This is a genomic window from Methyloversatilis universalis EHg5 (assembly GCF_000378945.1).
GTDB classification, from domain to species: Bacteria; Pseudomonadota; Gammaproteobacteria; order Burkholderiales; family Rhodocyclaceae; genus Methyloversatilis; species Methyloversatilis universalis_A.
Genome location: NZ_KB900539.1, coordinates 2,065,059 through 2,082,456, shown reverse-complemented (window position 1 = coordinate 2,082,456; position 17,398 = coordinate 2,065,059). Strand labels below are relative to the sequence as shown.

Genomic DNA, 17,398 nt, shown 5'->3' with positions numbered 1-17,398 from the left:
CCGTCAGATGCGGCGCTCGTCCCTCCGCCCGACAAGCGTCCACTACTACGCTTGCCGTAGATGAACATACAAGCGGCGCCTCGCCGCGATTGCGGCGGCTGTTCAGGAGACGGTGCTGGGTACAGGCCCCATCGCGGCGAGGGCGCCGCTCCCACAAAAGCTTGCAGCGATCTGTGCAGATTCCGTGGGCGCGGCGCCTCGCCGCGATTGCGGCGGCTGTTCAGGAGACGGCGCCGGGCACAGGCCCCTTCGCGGCGAGGGCGCCGATCCCACAAAAGCTCGCAGCGACCTGTGCGGATTCCGTGGGAGCGGCGCCTCGCCGCGATTGCGGCGGCTGTTCAGGAGACGGCGCCGGGCACCGCCCCTTCGCGGCGGGGGCGCCGCTCCCACAACAGCGCGCCCCGACCTGTGCAGATTCCGTGCAGTTACTGGCTGGCGAACATCAGCCCGGCGTGTTCGCGCATGGCGTGGAACCTGATCTTTTCCCACTTCTCCTCGGCCACCTTGAGTTCGGCACGCATGGTGGCGAGGAAGGCCGGGGCGTTCACCGCGTCGTAGGCGATGCGGTGGGCGTTGGCGTCGATGAAGCGCTTCAGTTCGCGCTCGTCGTCGCAGGTGACCCAGCGCGCCATCATGTAGCGGGTGCCTTCGAGCCGGGCGTCGCAGCCGTATTCGGTCTTCAGGCGGTGGATGACGACTTCGAACTGCAGCTGGCCGACCGCGCCCAGCAGCAGCGTGCCGCCGGCCAGCGGACGGAATACCTGAATGGCGCCTTCTTCACCCAATTGCTCAAGACCTGCTCGCAACTGTTTGGTTTTCAATGGATCACGAACTTCGACGCCCTGAAACAGTTCAGGTGCGAAGAAGGGCAGGCCGGTGAACTGCAGGGTTTCGCCTTCGGTCAGCGTGTCGCCCAGCTGCAGCGTGCCGTGGTTCGGGATGCCGATGATGTCGCCGGCGTAGGCTTCTTCCAGCAGTTCGCGCCGCTGCGACAGGAAGGTGACCACGTTGTTCGGCCGGATGTCCTTGCCGTTGCGGCTCACCTTCATGCGCATGCCGCGCTCGAAGTGGCCCGAGCACACGCGCAGGAAGGCGACGCGGTCGCGGTGCGACGGGTCCATGTTCGCCTGGATCTTGAACACGACACCGGTGAACTTCTCTTCGGTCGGCTCGACGCGGCGCTGGATGGCCGGGCGGCCGCCGGGCGGCGGCGCGAGGTCGACCAGCGCGTCCAGCACTTCCTTGACGCCGAAGTTGTTGATGGCCGAACCGAAGAACACCGGCGTCTGGTGGCCGGCCAGGAAGGCGGCTTCGTCGAAGGGGGGGGCGGCATCGCGCACCAGGTCGATCTCGGCGTGCGCAGTGTCGAACTGCATCGGGTAGCGGCCGGCGATTTCCGGGTTGTCCAGCCCCAGCAGCACTTCCTCGTCGCCGGAAATGCGGTCCTCGCCGGCACGGAACACGCGCATGCGGTCCTCCCGCAGTTCGTACACGCCGGCGAAATCCTTGCCCATGCCCAGCGGCCAGGTGAAGGGCGCAACGTCCATGCCCAGCGTGCGCTCGAGTTCGTCGATCAGGTCGAGCGGGGCGCGCACCTCACGGTCCATCTTGTTGATGAAGGTGATGATGGGCGTGTTGCGCGCACGGCAGACCTCGAGCAGGCGCAGGGTCTGCGCTTCGACACCGTTGGCGGCGTCGATCACCATCAGCGCGGCATCGACCGCGGTCAGCACGCGGTAGGTGTCTTCCGAGAAGTCCTTGTGGCCCGGCGTGTCGAGCAGGTTCACGACGCAGTCGCGGTATTCCATCTGCATCACCGAGCTGGCAACCGAAATGCCGCGCTGCTTTTCGATTTCCATCCAGTCCGAGGTGGCGTGGCGCGCGGCCTTGCGCGCCTTCACGCTGCCGGCGATCTGAATCGCGCCTGCGAACAGCAGCAGCTTTTCGGTCAGCGTGGTCTTGCCCGCATCAGGGTGGGAAATGATGGCAAAGGTGCGCCGGCGGGCGACTTCTTTTTCAAGCGACATGAGCGTTCTTCAGCAAATGAAAACGGCCGCGCGAGGCGCGGCCGCGGAAACAGGGTCAGGTGTCAGTGCAGATGGGCGGGCGGCTGCTCGCCGGTTTCCGGCAGTTCGGCATGCACCGGCTGGCCTTCCGGGTCCGGGTACATCGGCGCGCCGCAGTCGTCGCAGTACTCCATGGGCATGCGGTGGTCCAGCACCAGGATGTCGGTCACGCCGCACTCACGCAGCACCGCTTCGATATCGCCCACGGTGTCGGTCTCTTCGTCTTCGGCACCGAGCAGCGCCCACACCACGCCGTGCACCACCTGATTCGAATCGGTGGTGGTGAAGGCGATGCGGTATTCCTCCAGCTGCTTGTCGTGGAAGGGCGCGATGATGGCGCGCAGGCCGCTGGCCGGCACTGCCAGCGTCTGTTCCAGGAAGGCGGCTGACGCGCGCAGCGAATAGGCACGCGATGCGCGGTCGGCTTCGCGACAGGCCGAGTGATAGGCATTCGGCGGCAGCAGCTCGAAAGCACAGGCCGGCAGCAGGGTGCCGAGCACCGCGCCGCCCTGCGCCTGCCACTGCTTGATCACGTGTTCGCGCGAGCCATCGTCTTCCTGCCAGCGGAACAGCGCCTGACCGCGCGGCGCCATTACGATGCCGATCAGGTAGCGGGTGTCGGACAGGAAGGTGGTGGTCTGCGCCATCGCGTCGGATTCCAGCTTCAGATCCTTGCCGGCCCGCACCGCCTCGCCAAGATCGTCGGCCAGGTCGCGGGTTTCGACATAGCCGCGCGGCAGCTGGTCGGGGCTGAACAGGTAGTCGGCGAGCGCCACCTTGGCCCGGGCGCCGAAGGCGTGGGCGCACAGCTGCACCTTGAGGCTGTCGAGGGTGGCGGCCGGAATCTGGCCGGCCGGAATGGAAAAGCGCGACCAGGCGAGCAGCGGCGCGGCGAACACCACCACGTCCCAGTCCGTACCGGCGTCGCCGGACTGACCGCATTCGGCACCGGCTTCGATGAAATCGGCCAGTTCGTCGTAGGCGGGGGCATCCTCGCGCCACAGATGGTCGAGTGCCGCGTTCAGCGCATCCTCGTTGCGGTCGGCCAGCAGCCGGCTCACCTGTTCGGCAAGCCGCACTTCCCAGTAGCGGTCTTCGATGCGGCTGGCGGACAGCGCCAGTCCGGTGGCCAGCCGGGTGAGCAGCGCGGCGTCCTGCGTGAGGCCGCCGCGGCGGGCGAATCGGGTGCGTTTCATGTGGGGGTCCGGTGACTGAGGCGCGATTTTAGCAAGCCGCGCAGGTGGCTGCGCCTGAGATGCGGGCTCAGTGGCCGAACAGCAGCGCTTCGGCACCGGCGAAATCGTATTCGCTGCCGGCTTCGTCCAGCGCGTAGCCGCTCAGTTCGCGGCCACGGGCGCGCCATTGCGGGTCGCGCAGCAGCGCCGACAGCGCGTGCGCGGTATCGCGGCCGGCGGCGCTGTCGCGCAGGGCCAGAAAGTACATTTCCTCGAACAGCGGGATGAAATCGAGATCGAGCCGGCGCGCGAACGCTTCCAGCCCGAGGCCGGCGTCCGCTTCGTCGCTGGCGATCAGCGCGGCGACCGCGGCGTGGGTGTGCTCCTCGTCGCCGTCGTTCAGCGCCCGCGTGTCCAGCCCGGCCTGACGCGCCAGCAGATCGAAGGCGAGGCGGGTGCCGGCGCCCGGCTGGCGGTGTACGAAGCGCAGATCCTTGCGCGTGAGGTCGGCCAGACCGCTCACCTTCTTCGGATTGCCGCGCGCCAGGATGAGGCCCTGGGTGCGGCGCGCGAAACCGATCAGCCTCAGTTTCGGCAGGCCCGGCTGGGCGCGGTAGAGCGACCAGATGTCGCGCCCCAGATCGCCGACCGGGCAGTGGAAGCCGGCGATTTCGCAGCGGCGGGCGGCCAGCGCGAGCAGCGATTCCAGACTGCCGTGGGTGCTCAGCGTGACTGCGGCGCTGTCTTCGCGGGCGCTGCGCAGCTGGCGGATCAGTTCATTGAGCAGCGGTTCGTGGCTGGCGGCGAAGCGCAGCGCCGCGCTGTCGTGCTCGGCCGGCTTCAGCGACAGCACGCGCATCGGTTCGCTGGCGTGCTCAAGCGCGCGCGACAGCGAACGGCGGGCGCCGCGGTCGATCTCCAGCAGCTGGCGGGCGAAGGGCTCAAGCGACGAACCGTGCGCACGCGCGGTGGCAATCAGCGGCTGGCCGAACCAGGCCTGCCAGCCATTGATGAGCCCCCAGGCATTGCGGTAGGACAGGCCGGTTTCGCGCGCCGCGCCAGCGATCGAACCGGAACTGTCGATGGCGGCCAGCAGCGCGATCAGCCGGCCGATGCCGGCAGGCGCTTCGGCGCCGAAATCCCACTCGACCCGGAGCGTCGGCAGGTTTTGTGCAGAATCGGACATATAGGACGCAAAGCGTCGTTGAGATAGCGTCCGGCATCTTATGTGTTTTCCGATGCCGATTGATGAATTCGCCTGTTCCGGGAATGCACCGTCCGGTGCCGTGCTCATGGCCGGCGCGCCTTTCGCAGCGTTTGCGGCAGGGTGAGGAATAGGATGCGGTCTTCAGGACTTGCGCGCGCAGGCCTGCTTGCGATGGCCTGTCTGTTACCGGTTATGGTACAGGCGGCCGACATCGACGCGGCCTGTGCCGATGCGCCCGCGGTCACCGCCGTGCTGGCACGCGCCTGGACAACGCCCGCCGACATGCTGGAGGCCGGGCGCAGCGCCGCTGTCGCACCGGCGATACGACCCGGACAGCGCACAGAGGCACGACTGGACGACGAAACGCGGGTGACACTGCAGGCGCCTGGCCGTCGCAGCGCCGGCCACGCCGGCATCTTCTCGCTGGGCGTGCCGGCCAGCGGCCTCTACCGCGTCATGAGCAGCGCACGCGCCTGGGTGGAGGTCGTGTCGCCCGATGGCCGGCCGCTGCCGGTGCACATGCGGCCGCTGCGCTGCCTGCGCAGCGAGGGCGTGCAGAAGGAACTGATTTACCGGCTTGAGGCGGATGTGGCTTACCGGCTGGAAATCAGCGCGGTGGCCGAGCCGCAGGTCGGGCTCATGGTGATCGCGGAGCCCGCGCCATGAGCACGATCACCGAAAGCTTCATCACCGCGGGTACGCTCATCGCCGAAGCCGACGGCAAGCTGCTGTCCATCGTCGGGCTCAGCCTGCAGGTGAGCCTGACCGCCGTCTTCCTGGCTGCCTGCCTGGGCCTGCCGATCGGTGCTGCGGTCGCGGTCGGCCGCTTTCCCGGACGCAAGCCGCTGACCGTCATCCTGAACGGCATGATGGGCCTGCCGCCGGTGGTGATCGGTCTGCTGGTCTATCTGCTGCTGTCACGCGCCGGCCCGCTTGGCCCGCTCGGCCTGCTGTTCACACCGACCGCCATGGTGCTGGCGCAGGTGGTGCTCATCACGCCCATCATCGCGGCGCTGTCGCGCCAGATCGTGGCCGACGCCTGGCGCGACTACGAAGAACAGCTGCGTTCGCTCGGCGCTTCGACGCCGCGGGCGGCGCTCACGCTGCTGGTGGATACCCGCTTTTCGCTCAGCACCGCAGTGCTGGCCGGTCTGGGCCGGGCGGTGGCCGAAGTGGGTGCGGTCATGATCGTCGGCGGCAATATCGACGGCGTCACCCGGGTCATGACCACCAGCATCGCGCTCGAAACCAGCAAGGGCGACCTGCCGCTGGCGCTGGCGCTGGGCTTCATCCTCATTTCCATCGTGCTGATACTGAATGCGCTGGCGCACGCGCTGCGCGAATGGGCGGCAAGAAGACATGGCTGAGCCTCTTATCACCCTCGAATCGCTGCGCTACGCGGCGGGCGAGCGCACACTGATCCATGACGTGTCGCTGCGGCTGGAAGCCGGCCGCCGCACTTTGGTGCTCGGCCCGAACGGCGCCGGCAAGAGCGTGCTGATGCGCCTGATGCACGGCCTGATCGAACCGACCGCCGGCCGCATCGTGTGGAACGGCGGGGGCGCGCGTCCGCCGCAGGCCATGGTGTTCCAGCGCCCGGTCATGCTCCGCCGCAGCGTGCTCGACAACGTGAGCTATGCGCTCTACCTGGCCGGCGTGCCGGCTGCCGAACGCCGCGCCCGCGCCGAAGCAGTGCTGGAGCGGGTCGGCCTGTCGCCGCTCGCGCACCGGCCGGCGCGGGTGCTGTCCGGTGGCGAGCAGCAGCGGGTGGCGCTGGCGCGCGCCTGGGCGCTGCGCCCGCGCGTGCTCTTTCTCGACGAGCCCACCGCCAGCCTGGACCCGGGCGCGTCAGCCGAGGTCGAGCGCCTGATCCGCGTCATCGCCGACGACGGCTGTTCCATCGTCATGGTCACCCATCACCTCGGTCAGGCTCGTCGCCTGGCCGATGACATCGTTTTCGTCGACGCCGGCCGCATCACCGAACACACGCCGATTGCCGATTTCTTTGCCGCACCGCGCTCGGAGCAAGCCGGGCATTACCTCAGAGGAGAACTTTCATGGACCTGATCCGCCGCTCGTTCATCGCCACCGCAGCCGCGGCTGCCCTGGCTCTCGCCGCACCGTTTGCCACCGCGGCCGACCGTTTCATCACCGTGTCGTCGACCACCTCGACCGAACAGTCCGGTCTGTTCAAGCATCTGCTGCCGGTGTTCCAGGCCAAGACCGGCATCGAGGTGCGCGTGGTGGCGCTGGGCACCGGTCAGGCGCTGGACATGGCGCGTCGCGGCGACGCCGACGTGGTGTTCGTGCACGACAAGGCGGCGGAGGAGAAATTCATCGCCGAAGGCTTCGGCGTGAAGCGCCAGGAAGTCATGTACAACGACTTCATCCTGGTCGGCCCGAAATCCGACCCGGCCAAGGTCGCCGGTGGCAAGGACATCACCGAAGCGCTGAAGGCGGTGCAGGCAGCGCAGGCCCCCTTCGTGTCGCGCGGCGACAAGAGCGGCACCCACGCGGCCGAACTGCGCCTGTGGAAGGCGGCCGGCATCGACCTCGATGCGGTCAAGGGCGCCTGGTACCGCGACACCGGCTCCGGCATGGGCCCGGCGCTGAATACCGCAGCTTCGATGAACGCCTACATCCTGGCCGACCGCGGCACCTGGCTGTCGTTCAAGAACCGCGCTGACCTGACCGTTTCGGTCGAAGGCGACAAGCGCCTGTTCAACCAGTACGGCGTCATTCTGGTGAACCCGGAAAAGCACCCGCACGTGAAGAAGGCCGACGGTCAGGCCTTTATCGACTGGGTGGTGTCGGCCGAAGGCCAGAAGGCGATCGCCGACTACAAGATCGACGGTCAGCAGCTGTTCTTCCCGAACGCAGCCAAGTGAACATGCGCACGCTCATCGTGGCGGTCTGCACCTCGCTGCTGTCCGGTGCCGCGCTGGCCGACGGCGCGTCGGTGCACGCGGCGGGCAGCCTGAAGACGGTGTTCACCCAGCTCGGCAAGCTGTACGCGGAGCAGGGCGGGGCCGCGCCCCGCTTCGAATTCGGACCGAGCGGCGTGCTGCGGGACAAGATTGCCGGCGGCGTGAAGTCGGACGTGTTCGCGTCCGCCAACATGTCGCACCCGCAAACCTTCGTGGACGCCGGCAAGGCGGCGAAGGTCGAGCGCTTCGCGCGCAACGAGCTGTGCCTGCTGGTGCGGCCGGGGCTGGCGGTGACGCCGGGCAATGCGCTCGATCACATGCTGCGCCGTGATCTGAAGCTGGGCATCTCGACGCCGAAAGCCGATCCGTCCGGCGATTACGCGGTGCAGATGTTCGAACGGGCGGACGCGCTGCGTCCGGGCGCCGGTCGTGCGCTGCTGGCGCGTGGACGTACGCTGACCGGTGCCGCCGATTCGCCGAAGCCGCCGGGCGGGCGCAATGCCTACGCCTGGGTGGTGGACAGCGGTCAGGCCGACCTTTTCGTCACCTACTGCACCAATGTGCGGCTGGCGAAACAGGAGGTGCCGGCGCTGCAGGAAGTGGCGCTGCCGCCGGAACTGGCGGTCGGTGCCGACTACGGGCTGGTAGTGCTGTCAGGCGCCGGCAGCGAGGGCGAGCGTTTCGCCCGCTTCCTGCTGTCGGCACCGGCGCGCGCGGTGCTCGCCGCCGACGGCTTCGCGCTGCCCTGATCAGGCTTGCGCGGCGTGCCCTTCGGGGTACGCCGCGGCCTGCCGCATCAGCGCGGCAGCCAGCCCAGACCGGCCACGGTGTCGCCCTCCGGCAGGTATTCGGCGCTGACCCAGCCGTCGTAGCCGATGCGGTCTAGCCAGTCGAACAGGAAGGGGAAGTTGATCTCGCCGCTGCCCGGTTCGTGTCGGCCCGGGTTGTCCGCGATCTGCACGTGACCGATGCGCGCCAACTCACGCTCAAGCGTGCGGGCGAGGTCGCCTTCGGTGATCTGCATGTGATAGACGTCGTACTGCAGCTTCACGTTGGGCTCGCCGACGCGCTCGATCAGCGCCAGCGTTTCGGCCGAACGGTTGAGCAGGAAGCCGGGCATGTCACGCGGATTGATCGGCTCGACCAGCAGCGTGATGCCTTCCTTGGCCAGTGCACGCGCGGCAAAGCGCAGATTGCGTTCCATCACCGACAGCAGTTCGGTGCGGTCTGCGTCCGTTGGCGCCAGTCCGGCCAGGCAGTTGATGCGGCGGCAATCCAGCGCCTTCGCGTAGCGCATCGCGGTGCCGACGCCATGCTCGAATTCGTCGATGCGGTCGGGCAGGGATGCGATGCCGCGCTCGCCGCCCGCCCAGTCGCCGGCGGGCAGATTGAACAGCACCTGTTCCAGCGCATTGCGACGCAAGGCCTCGGCCAGTACGTCCGACGGTTCGGCGTAGGGGAAATGACATTCCACGCCACGGAAACCGGCGCGCGCGGCGGCACCCCAGCGCTCGGCGAATGGATGTTCTGTAAACAGCAGTGACAGGTTGGCGCAGAAGCGGGGCATGTGACGGATTCTCCGGCGGGGCATCGATTCTAAATGGCCTGAGCACGTGCGCAGTCGGGAGCAGGGGAGTATCGTCCGTGCTTCAGTCGTTTTCACCGCCGCGTCCCAGATGTCCCCCGCTTCAAATTCCGGAACTTTCGCCCGTGCGCTCGCCGAACAGGTGGCCGCCCACGATTTCTGCTTCCTTCCGTCGGCCCAGCTGCGCGATGCGCTGAGCAGCCTGCGTTCCGGCTGGCGAGCCGACTGGGATGCGTTCGCTGCCAGCTGGGGTGATCTGGAAACCGATATCTATATGGCGGACGGCGGCCGTTATCGCCGTCGCCGCTATGCGGTGCTGAGCGCACCGGCCGACGGCCTGCAGATCCAGGTCGAAGCGCACCAGCCTCACTACCAGAGCCTAAACTACAACACGCTCAATGGCGGCATCGAACGCCATTTCGAACCGATACGCCCTCAGGTGCTGGCTGGATCGACACTGCAGACGGTGGCCGGGTTCGGGCTTTCGGTGTTCCAGCGTCTGCATCCGGGCGAGGCAGCGCATATCGAGGTGCACCAGTTCCGCATCGAGGCGCGGGCGGACGGCGAGGGCAAGCCGACGCCGGAAGGCGTGCACCGCGACGGCGTGGATTTCGTGCTGGTCATGATGGTGCGTCGGGAAAACGTCGAAAGCGGCACCACCGAAATCTTTTCGCCGGAAGGGCAGCGGCTGGACAGCTTCACGCTGACCGCCCCCTGCGACGCGGCGCTGGTGAACGACCAGCGCGCGCTGCACGGCGTAACGCCCATCCATCCGCTGGATCCGTCTCGCCCGGCCTGGCGCGACGTGCTGGTGGTGACCTACCGCCGGCGCCCGCAGGCGCAGACCTGAAGCGCCGATCCGACATGTCCGACCTGAACGACCCTCGCGTCTTTTTCGCGGCCGAGCGCACGCTGCTGGCATGGACACGTACCGCGCTTGCGCTGATGGCCTTCGGCTTCGCGATCGAACGCTTTGCGCTGTTCGTCGCCATGATGCACAACCCGCAGGCCGCTGCCGCCCGGGTCGAGTACGGACCGTCGTTCTGGATCGGTGTTGCGCTGATCTCTCTCGGTTCGCTGTCCGTAGTGCTGGCGGTCGTGCAGTACCGGCGCGTGCTGTCCACGCTGAAGCCGGTGGAAATTCCCGACGGCTACATGTCCGGGCTGGCGTCCTGGTGTTCGCTCGCGGTCGGCGCCATCGGTATCGCGTTGATCGTCCAGCTTTTCCTGTCACGCTAGCGTGGGTATGCAGCGGGCCGGATTCAGGAAAAGAAGCAGAAAATAAGCACCCAGCAGGGCCAGTAGCTTGGCGATGCAAACACACCCATCATTTCGACACTCCATTACTTCTGAAAACAGGTATTTTCAGAAGTAATGGATCAGAGGTCTTGACGGGAAAACCGCCAGCTTTTCCTGTCACGCTAGCGTGGGTATGCAGCGGGCCGGATTCAGGAAAAGAAGCAGAAAATAAGCACCCAGCAGGGCCAGTAGCTTGGCGATGCAAACACACCCATCATTTCGACACTCCATTACTTCTGAAAACAGGTAGTATCGGTATGCGCGGTGCATATTGACCTTCAAATCCGGCTGTGGTATCGGCCGAGCTAAATGACGCCAGCATGATCATTGCGGCTGCTGCGATCTTTGCCAGCCGCTCCCACATCCGCCGGCCTTCCGGGGTCTTGGCCCGCGCAGCTGCGCATTCGGCCATGATTTCCGGCTTTCCTAGCAGGTCTGCCAGACGCGCGGCTGTGTCCTCTGCCGGGGCGTCTAGCTCTTTTCTCCACCGGCTGACTGCGGCGCGCGATACATCAAGCTTACGTGCGATGTCACTGTCATTCTTCGCAATGCCTCGCTCTGCAGCTTCGTCGAGATACATCCATACTGGTTTCATGCTCAGTATCCTTTTAGCATTCGTGCTGCGACTGTTCCTAGTGCGATAACGCCTATCCAAAACCCGGCATAAAGGGCGATTTTGGTTCGCTCCTTTGTTCGTCTTGCTGGTGTCTTTTTGATCCCGTTTTCTTTCGGCCGCGTTGGTGTCGCCTGTTCCCTTTTCGGAATGGTCCATTGCTCGGTTTCTGGCGTTGGTTTCTTTTCCGGTTCGCGGCCTTTCATCCAGTCCCGCTCATAGATTCCCATTGTTCGCCTCTGTGAACTTTTAACGGAGTCGACCCTATTTGGTTACGCAATGCTTGACAAGAAGTTACGCTTCGCTTAACGTCCGCATCAGTCGAGCGTCGCTCGACAAACCCCCGCCTAGTAACTACGGGGGTAATTCAGAGAGACCAAGGGGGCACAGATGCGGACCGTTCAAGAGCTTTTGGAAGTTCAGCTGCAGCAGGCGCGCAGGAATGCCCAAGTTGCTCGCGCGGCTCTTTCCGACCCTGATCTTCGCCGGGACCGGACCAAGTTCCGCAAGATGCTGAACGATAACGTCCAGCTGCAAAACGCGACTGCCGCCGAACTCTCGAAGTTCGCCAACCTGAAATGAGTTGGCATCGCGGCGGTGAAGTGCGCTGCGCCAGCGCGACTTATGCGGGTCGTTTCGTTCTTGAATGCCCCTACTGCTTCGATGAGCCCATGTTTTTGCTGCTCACTGTTAGCGGAAACTCGCGCCAGCGTCGCTTACGTGTTCGCGCACTTCGCCGTGCTGGGTATATCGTCACGCGGGGCGGTGTCGGCTCATGAGCGCCATCGTCGATTACCTCTCTGTCACGTTCCGCCCGACAGGCGACCCGCGCGTCTTCCTGCAATCCATCCTCGGACTCTTCCTTGGTGACGCTCTCGCCGCTTCCGTACAGGACACCGGACACGGCCGTTTCGGTTACGCGCACTGCCTCGAGATTCCCGGCCTCGGCCTGTGCATGTACGGCGGCAACGCCGGCACCGTCCATATTTCGCTGACTGGCACCGGCTGCGCAGCGGTTCGTGATTGGGACCTGATCGCGGACACCATCGAAGAGCAGGCCGCGAAGATCACGCGGATTGACCTTGCCCACGATGATTTCGAAGGCACGCACCCTGTGCAGTGGTGCCGCGACCAGTACCACGACGGCGGCTTCGATCCCTCGCGCGGTCCAGCACCGAAAGCCCGGTACATCAGCGACGAGGGCAGCGGTTCAGGCTGCACCTTCTACACCGGCTCTCGCGCTTCGTTCCAGCTTCGCGCCTATGAGAAGGGCAAGCAACTGGGCGACCCGTCGTCACCATGGGTCCGCTACGAAGGCGAATGGCACGCGGACAACCACCGCGAACTCACCCCCGACATGATCCGGAATCCCGGTCAATACCTCGCCGGGAAGTACCCCTGCCTTGCGTGGATCAATCCCGCAGAACAGTCCGCCGTCCGCACGGTGATCGCCATCGGTAAAGCCACCGTCGAAAAGACGCTTGACCACGCCCGCAAGCAGGCGGGCAGGGCGCTTCACATGGCCTTGCGGCTCACAGGTGGTGACCTCGGCGCCGTCTTTGAATGGCTCCACGTGCCCGAACTTCCCAAACGATGCCTCGCGCTACTCGCCGCCGTTGATCTTTCTGACACAGACAGGCCTCCCGCCTTCTGGCGTCACGCTCACCCGTCCGACAGGGCGGCTTTCCATCAGGCGCTACGCGCGCCGCTACTCGCATAGGTGATTCATGAAAATCCCGTTCCAGCTCATTAGCGTTCGTCACGTCCAAGGCAAGAAGGACACGTCGAAAACCTATTCCATCATTGGCGGCATCGTCACCCTCGAAGGTGGCCTTCAAGGTTTCGCCGAACTGTTCGCCGAAGGCAAGCACGTCTATCAACCCGGCGTCTATCAGGTCGAGCTGAAAACCTCCATCGACATGAACCGGCGTCTTGAACTCCGTTTTGAGGCGCTCCACCCGGCCAACGTAAAGCCCGCCCACGCGGCGTGACGGTGGAAACCATCATCGGATTGTTCGATTTCGGTTTCGGCGTTGCCGTCGGCTTTTCGTTTGGCTTCGCGCTCGCTTTTCGAATGGCCCGTAGGCCGCTTCCGCCTTTCACCGAATCGTCTTGACGGAAACATCTTTTCCGTCCCCGGCACACCAGTGCCGTGCAGTTCAAACCGGGGGTGTGGGGAATCGAATTCCCCACGGTTTTAACGGTTTTCGCCTTCAGCGGTCTGGCCCTTCGCTGATGGCATTTTTAACGGGCCATGGAGAAACACAATGAAGAAGCAACTGCAAGCTCAGATCGCCAGTATCAACGGTTACCGCACCACGGTCGGTGCCGCTCTCATGGCCGGTGCCGGTTCGGTTCTCGCTGCCGTCCCGGAGTCGGTGACCACCGAACTGACCGCCGCCGGTACCGACACCAAGACGGTGGCAGGCATCGTGTTCGGCATCATTGTCGGCATCGTCGTTTTCAAGATGTTCCGTCGCGCACTGTAATCCTCGGGTGCGGTCGACATGGGAATCTTCGTTGATGGTACGTGCCACGCCGATGATGATGCCGGCCGCATCCTGTTGCAGGCCTCATATCCTGTTGTTACCTCGATTTCGCCTTCCGGTGATCTGATCAGTTGGCAGCTTAAGTTTGAGGACCCGGACGGTTTTTCCGGTCAGCAGTGGCTTTGGGTCAAGACGATAAACGGGCACTTTGAAACGTTCGTCGGCACCTCAGACATGGAGGTCTATTGTGATCCTCAACAGTCTCTTCAAGACGGCGTTTCTCTTGGCTGGCTCGTCGGCTCTGTGCTCATCGGGGCGGCCATCTTCAAGCTCATGCAAAGGGCAATGTCATGACACCCGATCCCTATTTCTTCGCTGGCTTCTTCGCCGTCGTTGGCGCAATCTGGCTGATCTGCTCATGATTCGCCGGCTCTTTTTTTTTGCGCTCGGGTTGTGCTTGGGAGCGTTCTCCGTTCTTTCCTTCGCCGTAACGGTTTCTAGGATTCCTGTCAATATCGCCGTCTCTGCACCCGCGAACGTAGCCGTTTCCGGTGCATGGGACGCCGTTGTTCCCGGCCTTGAGGACACCGGCTACGGCGGTTATAGGCCTAGCGATTTCGGCGGTGGCAGGGCGGAGATTTATCGCGGTGCCGCTGTGCGTGTGGATGGCGTTCCCGCTTCCCTCACCGCGTCTCGCTCGATTACGCCCGCGCGCCTCGGCTCAGCCATTTCTCGCGGGCTGCGCCGCCCCGGCGTTCCCAATCCGTACATGCTCGCTTTCGGCGTCCTCGCGGATCTCGGGTGGCAGTATGTCTCCGATCAGTGGCTCATGCCGCCGCCATCGCCAGATTATCCATACGCAAGGGAGTTTTCTGGCCAGGTCGTTGGCGGTTCTCCGTGGTTCGCTACTCCGGAGCTAGCTTGCCCGAAGTTGGCTCAGAACATGGGCGTTACCAGCTATGGGGTTCGCTGGATAAACGGTAATCCGGTGTGCGTTGTTTCGCCGACTAATCCGGACAACTGGCTCGCCCTCACCTGGCGTTCTAGGCCGTGTGACTCAGGTTTTACAAACGTTTCCGGTAGTTGTGTCCCAGTCAATCCCAATCCTCAGCCGGCTACGGAACAGCATATGTCCGACCTGCTTACGGATAACCTTGTGAATGGCGATTTGAGTCCCGAGCAGGCGTTGCAGGAAGCCGTCGAAAATGGGTGGGTTGATGATTCGGACTTCGATCCGACTGCCGTTACCGGCCCTTCGTCGATCAATGGCCCCTCCACCACCAGCACCACCAGCGGTCCGACTGGACAGACTCAGACGACGACTCAGAATCGCTACGACATGGAATACGTTCCCGGCGGCGTCGTCATCAAGCCGACCATGACCACCACGACCACCACGCCCGACGGCCAGACATCCACCACCACCACGACCGCGAACGCCGCTTCAGGGCAAAAGCCGTCTGAGCCCGAAAAGCCGTTCTGTGAGTTGTACCCAGATGCTATGGCATGTCAGCCGCTTGGCACACCCGCTCCGGTCGAACTTCCTACCGGCACAATCAACGTTCCGGGCCTTAGCTACCAATCGGTTACGGCTTCCTGTCCCGCGCCCTATATTTTTACGCCGGACGCAGGCGGTAGCTATCAGATTTCTTGGCAGCCAGTTTGTGACGGTGCTCAGGCGGTCCGCCCTGTCGTCATCGTCATCGGCCTTTTGACGGCCGGTGTGTTCGTCTTCGTCGGCATGCGCAGGGGTCAATCATGAGTCTAGCGGCGTTGATCGGTGCCGGGGTCGGCATGTGGGCACGGCATGTGCTCGTGTCGCTCGGTGTTGGCGTGATTACGCTTGTTGGCCTTACCGCGTTGCGGGACCAGCTTGACGCACTCGTTCGTGGCGCGCTTGGCGGTTTGACCGGCGACCTGTACGCCATCGTTGCGATGGCCGGGTTCATTGACTTGGTCAACATCTGGCTCAGTGCCTTTGCCATCATCGTGACCATGATGGCCGTCAAGCGATTCGGTTTCACCTCATGAGCGACGGCGCGCAGATTGCGCTTTTTACCGGCCTCCCCGGTGCTGGAAAAACCGCGCTCGTCGTTTCCATGCTGCGCAAGGAAGTAGAGCGGGGCAGGCTGGTCTATTGCCTCGGCATTCCGGGCTTGAAGCTTGAACACCTGCAGCCGCCTCCTGTCGCTGAGTGGTGCCATTCTGTTCCGTTGCCGGAAGATTCGGCCTTGAAGGAATGGCGCCTTACGCTCCCGGACGGCTGCTTGCTGCTGGTCGATGAGGCTCAGAAGATTTTCCGGCCTCGGCCCACTGGCTCCCAAGTCCCTCCGCTCGTTCAGTCGCTGGAAACGCACCGTCATAAAGGCATTGACATTTGGCTGATTACGCAAAGTCCTACGTTCGTCGATTCGAACGTTCGCAAGCTGGTCAATCGTCATATCCATGTTCGCAACCACTGGTCCGGGCGTTCTCTGTTCGAGATGCCGCGCGCATTCGATCCAGATTCGAAGGCCGAGCGCGACATATCCGCCAAGCGTAAATATCGGCTCCCTAAGGATGCGTTTTCTCTCTACACGTCCAGCAGTAAGCATGTGAAGAACGATCGGCGCATTCCGACATTCGTCTATGCGCTGCCTCTGATTTTGTGCGTGGTGGCTTACCTCGGATGGTCCTTTTACTCTTCGAGGTTCGCGGAGCAGTCGGAGGCTGTCGTCGCATCCGTCGAGAAGGGCGCTCCAACCAATCGAGCGACGGCGCAGCCGGCGCCGATGGGGGGCGAGTCCCGCACTTCGCCCGGACAAGCTGACCCGTTGGCCGAATGGCTCCCGCGCATCACGACAAGGCCGGAGTCCGCTCCGATGTACGACAAGCTTCGACAGGTCAAGGCGTTGCCATACGTCGCCGGGTGCGCTGCCACGCCCAAGCGTTGCACCTGCTACACGCCCCAGGGCACGGACGCTTTCTTGAACGATGGTCAGTGCCGCGAGTGGCTCCGTTCTCCGCCGTTCAATCCGTGGTCCGAACCGCCGTCGCCTGTCCAGATCAAGACCGCATCGGCGCAAGCGGTTCCGGCGTCGCCTTCTGACGTGCTGATCAGTTCTCCGGCACCTGCGCCGGTCTCCGATTCCGCGCCTCAGGAATCTCGCCGGCCCCGCGTGCCTCAGTCTTCGCCTTGGCGAGCGCCTTAAGTCAGCCGGACCACGCTTGCCAACAGGTGGCCGTCGTAGTCCATGATCCGTGCCACCAGCTGGCGCATCGTCCTGCACCTGAACTGCCGGCCATCAGGCCGCGTCCATATGAATCCGCGCTTGTCGCGGACCACCTTCCGCACCACAAGCCGCAGCGTCAGCTGACGCCACACACGCCCCGGCGTGCTGGCCATCCTTGACGCAGCCCGCTTTATTCGCACGCGAGCCGTCGCCGTGTTCGTGTCGATCAGTTCCAGAATCATCTGCATCATGGTTTGTGCCTTTCAGCCGACCTAGCCGCTAGATTCGGAGCCCGGCGTATCCGGTTTTCCGTCGGCAGGCGCTGCTTGTTCCTGCCGTCCCATCCGCTGAGTTCTTCGCCCGCAAAGCGTCCCGGACGCACGCGAAGCGTCCTTGTGTCATATGCAAAGCAGGTGGGCGTGACAGTCCGGCACGGGCTGGCGCGATCACGTGCAGTGCGTCTAACTCAGGTAGGGATAAGGCGGAGAACTCTGCGGATGGGATGGCTGGCGCTGGCCGATGGGAAACGCCGCGCGGCGAGCGCGTCAGGTGCCGCAGGCACCTCTGTTCAGGCAGTGGGGCCGGTGTAGAATGCCGGCCCCTGTGTTCGCCCGCTAACTCTTAGTGTGCGACCGCACCAAAACGGCCCGTTGCGCACTGCTGAAAAATTCTTCTAAACCGGATTGACAATTCCGCAATCCGGCGCCAAGTGTAGGCCGCTCCACTTCTGATAACAGGTATTTTCAGAAGTAATGGATCAGAGGTCTTGACGGGAAAACCGCCGGACTCCGCCTCCCGACGCCATCCTGCAAGCGTTCACAACCC

General features: G+C 64.3%; 22 protein-coding genes. 15 read left to right on the top strand and 7 right to left on the bottom strand.

All coding sequences use genetic code 11. The features are described from left to right. Positions 1-425: 425 nt before the first annotated feature. The 3 genes from METUNV2_RS0109730 to METUNV2_RS0109720 form a co-directional block, all read right to left on the bottom strand. Positions 426-2,027 carry a peptide chain release factor 3 gene (locus METUNV2_RS0109730; protein WP_018229282.1) on the bottom strand — a complete coding sequence of 534 codons (1,602 nt, stop codon included), beginning with the start codon at positions 2,025-2,027 and terminating at the stop codon, positions 426-428. Positions 2,028-2,089: 62 nt separating this feature from the next. After that, a complete protein-coding gene (locus METUNV2_RS0109725) occupies positions 2,090-3,262 on the bottom strand; it encodes a DUF2863 family protein (protein ID WP_018229281.1) in 1,173 nt (390 codons plus the stop codon). Between the two features lie 67 nt (positions 3,263-3,329). Beyond that, the gene (locus METUNV2_RS0109720) at positions 3,330-4,427 is read right to left on the bottom strand and encodes a substrate-binding domain-containing protein (protein ID WP_018229280.1); all 1,098 of its coding nucleotides are present in this window, start codon (positions 4,425-4,427) and stop codon (positions 3,330-3,332) included. Positions 4,428-4,619: 192 nt separating this feature from the next. On the opposite strand from METUNV2_RS0109720, the gene METUNV2_RS0109715 reads away from it, so the two are divergent. From METUNV2_RS0109715 to METUNV2_RS0109695, 5 genes are read left to right on the top strand one after another with little or no spacing between them, the layout of a single operon-like run. Next, the gene (locus METUNV2_RS0109715; RefSeq protein ID WP_232415655.1) at positions 4,620-5,114 is read left to right on the top strand and encodes a hypothetical protein; all 495 of its coding nucleotides are present in this window, start codon (positions 4,620-4,622) and stop codon (positions 5,112-5,114) included. Then, positions 5,111-5,815 (top strand): ABC transporter permease, encoded by a 705-nt coding sequence (locus METUNV2_RS0109710; protein ID WP_018229278.1) that lies wholly within the window; start codon positions 5,111-5,113, stop codon positions 5,813-5,815. The genes METUNV2_RS0109715 and METUNV2_RS0109710 overlap by 4 nt, the downstream gene beginning before the upstream one ends. Beyond that, positions 5,808-6,515 carry an ATP-binding cassette domain-containing protein gene (locus METUNV2_RS0109705; RefSeq protein WP_018229277.1) on the top strand — a complete coding sequence of 236 codons (708 nt, stop codon included), beginning with the start codon at positions 5,808-5,810 and terminating at the stop codon, positions 6,513-6,515. Before METUNV2_RS0109710 ends, METUNV2_RS0109705 begins: the two co-directional genes overlap by 8 nt. Next, positions 6,506-7,336: an extracellular solute-binding protein gene (locus tag METUNV2_RS0109700; protein WP_018229276.1), complete on the top strand. Its 831-nt coding sequence runs from the start codon at positions 6,506-6,508 to the stop codon at positions 7,334-7,336. The genes METUNV2_RS0109705 and METUNV2_RS0109700 overlap by 10 nt, the downstream gene beginning before the upstream one ends. A 2-nt stretch (positions 7,337-7,338) precedes the next feature. Then, positions 7,339-8,124 (top strand): molybdate ABC transporter substrate-binding protein, encoded by a 786-nt coding sequence (locus METUNV2_RS0109695; RefSeq protein ID WP_232415654.1) that lies wholly within the window; start codon positions 7,339-7,341, stop codon positions 8,122-8,124. Between the two features lie 47 nt (positions 8,125-8,171). Here the strand turns inward: METUNV2_RS0109695 and hyi are convergent, their stop codons facing one another. Then, entirely contained in the window at positions 8,172-8,942 is a 771-nt protein-coding gene (gene hyi / locus METUNV2_RS0109690; RefSeq protein ID WP_018229274.1) for a hydroxypyruvate isomerase, read from the bottom strand. Between the two features lie 109 nt (positions 8,943-9,051). Here hyi and METUNV2_RS0109685 point away from each other — a divergent pair, with 109 nt between their 5' ends. Continuing rightward, positions 9,052-9,810 (top strand): 2OG-Fe dioxygenase family protein, encoded by a 759-nt coding sequence (locus METUNV2_RS0109685; protein ID WP_026188040.1) that lies wholly within the window; start codon positions 9,052-9,054, stop codon positions 9,808-9,810. A gap of 14 nt (positions 9,811-9,824) precedes the next feature. Further along, a complete protein-coding gene (locus METUNV2_RS0109680) occupies positions 9,825-10,199 on the top strand; it encodes a YidH family protein (protein ID WP_018229272.1) in 375 nt (124 codons plus the stop codon). Between the two features lie 274 nt (positions 10,200-10,473). On the opposite strand, the gene METUNV2_RS19845 is transcribed toward METUNV2_RS0109680, so the two are convergent. Continuing rightward, positions 10,474-10,854 carry a helix-turn-helix domain-containing protein gene (locus tag METUNV2_RS19845; protein ID WP_198288855.1) on the bottom strand — a complete coding sequence of 127 codons (381 nt, stop codon included), beginning with the start codon at positions 10,852-10,854 and terminating at the stop codon, positions 10,474-10,476. Between the two features lie 2 nt (positions 10,855-10,856). Further along, positions 10,857-11,078 carry a hypothetical protein gene (locus METUNV2_RS20005; RefSeq protein WP_198288854.1) on the bottom strand — a complete coding sequence of 74 codons (222 nt, stop codon included), beginning with the start codon at positions 11,076-11,078 and terminating at the stop codon, positions 10,857-10,859. 184 nt (positions 11,079-11,262) lie between these two features. On the opposite strand from METUNV2_RS20005, the gene METUNV2_RS0109675 reads away from it, so the two are divergent. From METUNV2_RS0109675 to METUNV2_RS19055, 8 genes are all read left to right on the top strand, one after another. Further along, positions 11,263-11,454, top strand: coding sequence for a hypothetical protein (locus METUNV2_RS0109675; protein WP_018229271.1), 192 nt, complete (start codon positions 11,263-11,265; stop codon positions 11,452-11,454). Positions 11,455-11,647: 193 nt separating this feature from the next. Then, on the top strand, positions 11,648-12,592 hold the full coding sequence (locus tag METUNV2_RS19365; protein ID WP_018229270.1) for a replication initiation factor domain-containing protein: 945 nt from the start codon (positions 11,648-11,650) through the stop codon (positions 12,590-12,592). A 7-nt stretch (positions 12,593-12,599) separates the two neighbouring features. Next, positions 12,600-12,863, top strand: coding sequence for a hypothetical protein (locus METUNV2_RS0109665; RefSeq protein WP_018229269.1), 264 nt, complete (start codon positions 12,600-12,602; stop codon positions 12,861-12,863). A gap of 276 nt (positions 12,864-13,139) precedes the next feature. Further along, a complete protein-coding gene (locus METUNV2_RS0109660) occupies positions 13,140-13,361 on the top strand; it encodes a major capsid protein (RefSeq protein ID WP_018229268.1) in 222 nt (73 codons plus the stop codon). A gap of 18 nt (positions 13,362-13,379) precedes the next feature. Next, positions 13,380-13,715, top strand: a complete 336-nt coding sequence (locus tag METUNV2_RS0109655) for a hypothetical protein (RefSeq protein ID WP_018229267.1) — start codon at positions 13,380-13,382, stop codon at positions 13,713-13,715. A gap of 775 nt (positions 13,716-14,490) precedes the next feature. Further along, complete coding sequence (locus tag METUNV2_RS0109650) at positions 14,491-15,123, top strand: virulence factor TspB C-terminal domain-related protein (RefSeq protein ID WP_018229266.1); 633 nt, start codon at positions 14,491-14,493, stop codon at positions 15,121-15,123. Beyond that, positions 15,120-15,392, top strand: a complete 273-nt coding sequence (locus METUNV2_RS0109645; protein WP_018229265.1) for a DUF2523 family protein — start codon at positions 15,120-15,122, stop codon at positions 15,390-15,392. Before METUNV2_RS0109650 ends, METUNV2_RS0109645 begins: the two co-directional genes overlap by 4 nt. Next, entirely contained in the window at positions 15,389-16,552 is a 1,164-nt protein-coding gene (locus tag METUNV2_RS19055; RefSeq protein WP_018229264.1) for a zonular occludens toxin domain-containing protein, read from the top strand. The genes METUNV2_RS0109645 and METUNV2_RS19055 overlap by 4 nt, the downstream gene beginning before the upstream one ends. Here the strand turns inward: METUNV2_RS19055 and METUNV2_RS0109635 are convergent. After that, positions 16,549-16,824 (bottom strand): hypothetical protein, encoded by a 276-nt coding sequence (locus METUNV2_RS0109635; RefSeq protein ID WP_018229263.1) that lies wholly within the window; start codon positions 16,822-16,824, stop codon positions 16,549-16,551. The two genes, METUNV2_RS19055 and METUNV2_RS0109635, sit on opposite strands and share 4 nt — an antisense overlap. Positions 16,825-17,398 lie beyond the last annotated feature (574 nt).

What these genes read in the sequence shown, in the direction of transcription:
- METUNV2_RS0109730 (WP_018229282.1), bottom strand. Translation starts at nt 2,027, where the DNA reads ATGTCGCTTGAAAAAGAAGTCGCCCGCCGGCGCACCTTTGCCATCATT.
- METUNV2_RS0109725 (WP_018229281.1), bottom strand. Translation starts at nt 3,262, where the DNA reads ATGAAACGCACCCGATTCGCCCGCCGCGGCGGCCTCACGCAGGACGCC.
- METUNV2_RS0109720 (WP_018229280.1), bottom strand. Translation starts at nt 4,427, where the DNA reads ATGTCCGATTCTGCACAAAACCTGCCGACGCTCCGGGTCGAGTGGGAT.
- METUNV2_RS0109715 (WP_232415655.1), top strand. Translation starts at nt 4,620, where the DNA reads ATGGCCTGTCTGTTACCGGTTATGGTACAGGCGGCCGACATCGACGCG.
- METUNV2_RS0109710 (WP_018229278.1), top strand. Translation starts at nt 5,111, where the DNA reads ATGAGCACGATCACCGAAAGCTTCATCACCGCGGGTACGCTCATCGCC.
- METUNV2_RS0109705 (WP_018229277.1), top strand. Translation starts at nt 5,808, where the DNA reads ATGGCTGAGCCTCTTATCACCCTCGAATCGCTGCGCTACGCGGCGGGC.
- METUNV2_RS0109700 (WP_018229276.1), top strand. Translation starts at nt 6,506, where the DNA reads ATGGACCTGATCCGCCGCTCGTTCATCGCCACCGCAGCCGCGGCTGCC.
- METUNV2_RS0109695 (WP_232415654.1), top strand. Translation starts at nt 7,339, where the DNA reads ATGCGCACGCTCATCGTGGCGGTCTGCACCTCGCTGCTGTCCGGTGCC.
- hyi (WP_018229274.1), bottom strand. Translation starts at nt 8,942, where the DNA reads ATGCCCCGCTTCTGCGCCAACCTGTCACTGCTGTTTACAGAACATCCA.
- METUNV2_RS0109685 (WP_026188040.1), top strand. Translation starts at nt 9,052, where the DNA reads ATGTCCCCCGCTTCAAATTCCGGAACTTTCGCCCGTGCGCTCGCCGAA.
- METUNV2_RS0109680 (WP_018229272.1), top strand. Translation starts at nt 9,825, where the DNA reads ATGTCCGACCTGAACGACCCTCGCGTCTTTTTCGCGGCCGAGCGCACG.
- METUNV2_RS19845 (WP_198288855.1), bottom strand. Translation starts at nt 10,854, where the DNA reads ATGAAACCAGTATGGATGTATCTCGACGAAGCTGCAGAGCGAGGCATT.
- METUNV2_RS20005 (WP_198288854.1), bottom strand. Translation starts at nt 11,078, where the DNA reads ATGAAAGGCCGCGAACCGGAAAAGAAACCAACGCCAGAAACCGAGCAA.
- METUNV2_RS0109675 (WP_018229271.1), top strand. Translation starts at nt 11,263, where the DNA reads ATGCGGACCGTTCAAGAGCTTTTGGAAGTTCAGCTGCAGCAGGCGCGC.
- METUNV2_RS19365 (WP_018229270.1), top strand. Translation starts at nt 11,648, where the DNA reads ATGAGCGCCATCGTCGATTACCTCTCTGTCACGTTCCGCCCGACAGGC.
- METUNV2_RS0109665 (WP_018229269.1), top strand. Translation starts at nt 12,600, where the DNA reads ATGAAAATCCCGTTCCAGCTCATTAGCGTTCGTCACGTCCAAGGCAAG.
- METUNV2_RS0109660 (WP_018229268.1), top strand. Translation starts at nt 13,140, where the DNA reads ATGAAGAAGCAACTGCAAGCTCAGATCGCCAGTATCAACGGTTACCGC.
- METUNV2_RS0109655 (WP_018229267.1), top strand. Translation starts at nt 13,380, where the DNA reads ATGGGAATCTTCGTTGATGGTACGTGCCACGCCGATGATGATGCCGGC.
- METUNV2_RS0109650 (WP_018229266.1), top strand. Translation starts at nt 14,491, where the DNA reads ATGTCCGACCTGCTTACGGATAACCTTGTGAATGGCGATTTGAGTCCC.
- METUNV2_RS0109645 (WP_018229265.1), top strand. Translation starts at nt 15,120, where the DNA reads ATGAGTCTAGCGGCGTTGATCGGTGCCGGGGTCGGCATGTGGGCACGG.
- METUNV2_RS19055 (WP_018229264.1), top strand. Translation starts at nt 15,389, where the DNA reads ATGAGCGACGGCGCGCAGATTGCGCTTTTTACCGGCCTCCCCGGTGCT.
- METUNV2_RS0109635 (WP_018229263.1), bottom strand. Translation starts at nt 16,824, where the DNA reads ATGATGCAGATGATTCTGGAACTGATCGACACGAACACGGCGACGGCT.